The organism is Nocardia acidivorans NBRC 108247, from assembly GCF_001625085.1.
Taxonomy (GTDB): domain Bacteria; phylum Actinomycetota; class Actinomycetes; order Mycobacteriales; family Mycobacteriaceae; genus Nocardia; species Nocardia acidivorans.
In genome coordinates this window covers 1-5,366 of the sequence record NZ_BDAW01000136.1, presented here as the reverse complement: position 1 = coordinate 5,366, position 5,366 = coordinate 1, and the positions used below count along the sequence as shown (strand labels likewise).

Below are 5,366 nucleotides of genomic sequence, written 5' to 3'. Positions count from 1 at the left end.
GAATGATGTTCCGGCGGTGTCCTACTCTCCCACACCCTGTCGAGTGCAGTACCATCGGCGCAGGTGGCCTTAGCTTCCGGGTTCGGAATGGGACCGGGCGTTTCCCCACCGCTATAGCCGCCGTAACTCTATGAAACTGTACACAGAGAGCGACTCACTCCATCTCGAAAGATGTTGTGGTGCTTCTGAGTATCTGTGTGTTGTTTCAGATACCGCACAGTGGACGCGTAGCTTCTTTGTTGGTAAGTCCTCGGCCTATTAGTACCGGTCACCTGCACCCATTACTGGGCTTCCAGTTCCGGCCTATCAACCCAATGGTCTGTTGGGGGCCTTAACCCCTCGAAGGGGGTGAGAAACCTCATCTTGGAACAGGCTTCCCGCTTAGATGCTTTCAGCGGTTATCCCTTCCGAACGTAGCAAACCAGCCGTGCCCTTGGCAGGACAACTGGCACACCAGAGGTTCGTCCGTCCCGGTCCTCTCGTACTAGGGACAGCCTTCCTCAAGTTTCTGACGCGCGCGGCGGATAGAGACCGAACTGTCTCACGACGTTCTAAACCCAGCTCGCGTGCCGCTTTAATGGGCGAACAGCCCAACCCTTGGGACCTACTCCAGCCCCAGGATGCGACGAGCCGACATCGAGGTGCCAAACCATCCCGTCGATATGGACTCTTGGGGAAGATCAGCCTGTTATCCCCGGGGTACCTTTTATCCGTTGAGCGACACCGCTTCCACTTGCCGGTGCCGGATCACTAGTCCCGACTTTCGTCCCTGCTCGACCTGTCGGTCTCACAGTCAAGCTCCCTTGTGCACTTGCACTCGACACCTGATTGCCAACCAGGCTGAGGGAACCTTTGGGCGCCTCCGTTACATTTTGGGAGGCAACCGCCCCAGTTAAACTACCCACCAGGCACTGTCCCTGAACCCGATCAGGGTCCGAGGTTAGAGGTCCAATACGATCAGAGTGGTATTTCAACGACGACTCCACACACACTGGCGTGCATGCTTCACAGTCTCCCACCTATCCTACACAAACCGTACCGAACACCAATACCAAGCTATAGTGAAGGTCCCGGGGTCTTTTCGTCCTGCCGCGCGTAACGAGCATCTTTACTCGTACTGCAATTTCGCCGAGTCTGTGGTTGAGACAGCTGAGAAGTCGTTACGCCATTCGTGCAGGTCGGAACTTACCCGACAAGGAATTTCGCTACCTTAGGATGGTTATAGTTACCACCGCCGTTTACCGGGGCTTAAATTCTCAGCTTCGCCCTTACGGGCTAACCGGTCCTCTTAACCTTCCGGCACCGGGCAGGCGTCAGTCCGTATACATCGTCTTACGACTTCGCACGGACCTGTGTTTTTAGTAAACAGTCGCTTCTCACTGGTCTCTGCGACCTCACCCAGCTCCCGGAGCAAGTCCGATCACCAGACAAGGCCCTCCTTCTCCCGAAGTTACGGAGGTATTTTGCCGAGTTCCTTAACCACAGTTATCTCGATCGCCTTAGTATTCTCTACCTGACCACCTGTGTCGGTTTGGGGTACGGGCCGTGTACCAACTCACTAGAGGCTTTTCTCGGCAGCATAGGATCACTGAATTCGCCTCAATCGGCTACGCATCACCTCTCAGGCCATATGTTGTGCGGATTTGCCTACACAACGCCCTACAGGCTTACACCCGGACAACCATTACCGGGCCCAGCTACCTTCCTGCGTCACCCCATCGCTTACCTACTACACCCGGGGTCATGTGCAGCCATTCCCCCTCCCACCCGAAGGCGGAATCAAGGAACTTTTGGACATTTAGCACAAATGATTCGATATTTGGCGCGGATACACGGGTACGGGAATATCAACCCGTTGTCCATCGACTACGCCTGTCGGCCTCGCCTTAGGTCCCGACTCACCCTGGGCGGATTAACCTGGCCCAGGAACCCTTGGTCATTCGGCGGACGAGTTTCTCACTCGTCTTTCGCTACTCATGCCTGCATTCTCACTCCCATGGCCTCCACGGCTGGATCACTCCGCCGCTTCCCTGGCCACAGGACGCTCCCCTACCCATCCACACTCCTGGCCCGAAGGCGGGATAATGTGTGAATGCCGCGGCTTCGGCGGTGTACTTGAGCCCCGCTACATTGTCGGCGCAGGATCACTTGACCAGTGAGCTATTACGCACTCTTTCAAGGGTGGCTGCTTCTAAGCCAACCTCCTGGTTGTCTTCGCGACCCCACATCCTTTTCCACTTAGTACACGCTTAGGGGCCTTAGCCGGCGATCTGGGCTGTTTCCCTCTCGACTACGAAGCTTATCCCCCGCAGTCTCACTGCCACGCTCTCACACACCGGCATTCGGAGTTTGGCTGACTTCGGTAAGCTTGTGGGCCCCCTAGGCCATCCAGTAGCTCTACCTCCGGTGTGAAACACGTGACGCTGCACCTAAATGCATTTCGGGGAGAACCAGCTATCACGGAGTTTGATTGGCCTTTCACCCCTACCCACAGCTCATCCCCTCAGTTTTCAACCTAAGTGGGTTCGGGCCTCCACGACGTCTTACCGTCGCTTCACCCTGGCCATGGGTAGATCACTCCGCTTCGGGTCCATAGTGTGCGACTGGAGTTCGCCCTATTCGGACTCGCTTTCGCTACGGCTACCCCACACGGGTTAACCTCGCCACACACCGATGACTCGCAGGCTCATTCTTCAAAAGGCACGCCATCACCCCACAAACCGAAGTTCGAAGGCTCTGACGGATTGTAAGCGCACGGTTTCAGGTACTATTTCACTCCCCTCCCGGGGTACTTTTCACCTTTCCCTCACGGTACTAGTCCGCTATCGGTCACCAGGTAGTATTCAGGCTTATCGGGTGGTCCCGACAGATTCACAGCAGATTTCACGGGCCCGCTGCTACTCGGGTGCCTACTACGAAAGAGAACGCGTTTTCGTCTACCGGACTCTCACCGTCTACGGTTGGCCGTCCCAGACCAATTCGACTAACACGATCTTTTCTGACTTCCGCTTGTCTCGGCAGAAACAAGAAAGTAGGTCCCACAACCCCAGAAACGCAACGCCTGCCGGCTATCACACGCCCCTGGTTTAGCCTCTTCCGCTTTCGCTCGCCACTACTCACGGAATCACTGTTGTTTTCTCTTCCTGTGGGTACTGAGATGTTTCACTTCCCCACGTTCCCTCCACACCACCTATATATTCAGTGGCGGGTAACACGACATCACTCGTGCTGGGTTTCCCCATTCGGAAATCCTCGGATCTCAGCTCGTTTGACAGCTCCCCGAGGCTTATCGCAGCCTACTACGTCCTTCATCGGCTCCTGGTGCCAAGGCATCCACCGTACGCTCTTACACACTTACTAACAAAGATGCTCGCGTCCACTGTGCAGTTCTCAAACAACACACGAGAAAGACACTTAATCTCAGCACCAGCCCGAGCACGCTCGGCGGTATGACTGAAAGGTCAGTCTCGTCGTTATCCAGCCTAGAAAGAACGTCTGTTCTTTCAGGACCCAACAGTGTGTCGATATATTCTCCCGAAGGAAAAACTTGTCAGTGTTCCACCCATGAGCGTCCGCCGGAAAACGTTTGTTTCCGAAACGGTCTCTGCCACAACATCATCCACCTATGTGAAGAGTCGTGGAGAAGTGCTCCTTAGAAAGGAGGTGATCCAGCCGCACCTTCCGGTACGGCTACCTTGTTACGACTTCGTCCCAATCGCCAATCCCACCTTCGACGCCTCCCTCCCTTACGGGTTAGGCCAGCGGCTTCGGGTGTTACCGACTTTCATGACGTGACGGGCGGTGTGTACAAGGCCCGGGAACGTATTCACCGCAGCGTTGCTGATCTGCGATTACTAGCGACTCCAACTTCACGGGGTCGAGTTGCAGACCCCGATCCGAACTGAGACCGGCTTTAAGGGATTCGCTCCACCTCACGGTATCGCAGCCCTCTGTACCGGCCATTGTAGCATGTGTGAAGCCCTGGACATAAGGGGCATGATGACTTGACGTCGTCCCCACCTTCCTCCGAGTTGACCCCGGCAGTCTCTCACGAGTCCCCGCCATTACGCGCTGGCAACATAAGATAAGGGTTGCGCTCGTTGCGGGACTTAACCCAACATCTCACGACACGAGCTGACGACAGCCATGCACCACCTGTACACCGACCACAAGGGGGGCCATATCTCTACAGCTTTCCGGTGTATGTCAAACCCAGGTAAGGTTCTTCGCGTTGCATCGAATTAATCCACATGCTCCGCCGCTTGTGCGGGCCCCCGTCAATTCCTTTGAGTTTTAGCCTTGCGGCCGTACTCCCCAGGCGGGGTACTTAATGCGTTAGCTACGGCACGGATCCCGTGGAAGGAAACCCACACCTAGTACCCACCGTTTACGGCGTGGACTACCAGGGTATCTAATCCTGTTCGCTACCCACGCTTTCGCTTCTCAGCGTCAGTTACTTCCCAGAGACCCGCCTTCGCCACCGGTGTTCCTCCTGATATCTGCGCATTTCACCGCTACACCAGGAATTCCAGTCTCCCCTGAAGTACTCTAGTTCGCCCGTATCGACTGCAAGCTTGGAGTTGAGCCCCAAGTTTTCACAATCGACGCGACGAACCGCCTACAAGCTCTTTACGCCCAGTAATTCCGGACAACGCTCGCACCCTACGTATTACCGCGGCTGCTGGCACGTAGTTGGCCGGTGCTTCTTCTACAGGTACCGTCACTTGCGCTTCGTCCCTGTCGAAAGAGGTTTACAACCCGAAGGCCGTCATCCCTCACGCGGCGTCGCTGCATCAGGCTTTCGCCCATTGTGCAATATTCCCCACTGCTGCCTCCCGTAGGAGTCTGGGCCGTGTCTCAGTCCCAGTGTGGCCGGTCACCCTCTCAGGTCGGCTACCCGTCGTCGCCTTGGTAGGCCGTTACCCCACCAACAAGCTGATAGGCCGCGGGCCCATCTCGCACCAGTAAACCTTTCCACCACCAGACATGCATCCGATAGTCGTATCCGGTATTAGACCCAGTTTCCCAGGCTTATCCCAGAGTGCGAGGCAGATCACCCACGTGTTACTCACCCGTTCGCCGCTCGTGTACCCCGAAGGGCCTTACCGCTCGACTTGCATGTGTTAAGCACGCCGCCAGCGTTCGTCCTGAGCCAGGATCAAACTCTCCGTTGAAGACTCTCAACCCCACCCCGAAAGGTGCAATTGGAAGAATTAACCAGAGTCCGAAAACCTTGGCAAAATCAAACGCCAGCAAAAGTATTTGCTGACTAAATGTCCGACCCACCCACACGGGGGTGTGGAAGGCCGGAACCAATAAAAAATTGGCACTGACATTCATCGACACACTATTGAGTTCTCAAAGAA

The 5,366-nt window shown here is 55.7% G+C and carries 3 rRNA genes; all 3 read right to left on the bottom strand.

Annotation, left to right across the window (positions count from 1 at the left end):
* Window positions 1-8: 8 nt before the first annotated feature.
* Window positions 9-125, bottom strand: a 5S ribosomal RNA gene (gene rrf / locus NA10_RS34940).
* 113 nt (window positions 126-238) lie between these two features.
* A 23S ribosomal RNA gene (locus NA10_RS34935) occupies window positions 239-3,360 on the bottom strand.
* Between the two features lie 296 nt (window positions 3,361-3,656).
* Window positions 3,657-5,174, bottom strand: a 16S ribosomal RNA gene (locus NA10_RS34930).
* Together the 16S, 23S and 5S rRNA genes form the textbook arrangement of a ribosomal RNA operon.
* Window positions 5,175-5,366 lie beyond the last annotated feature (192 nt).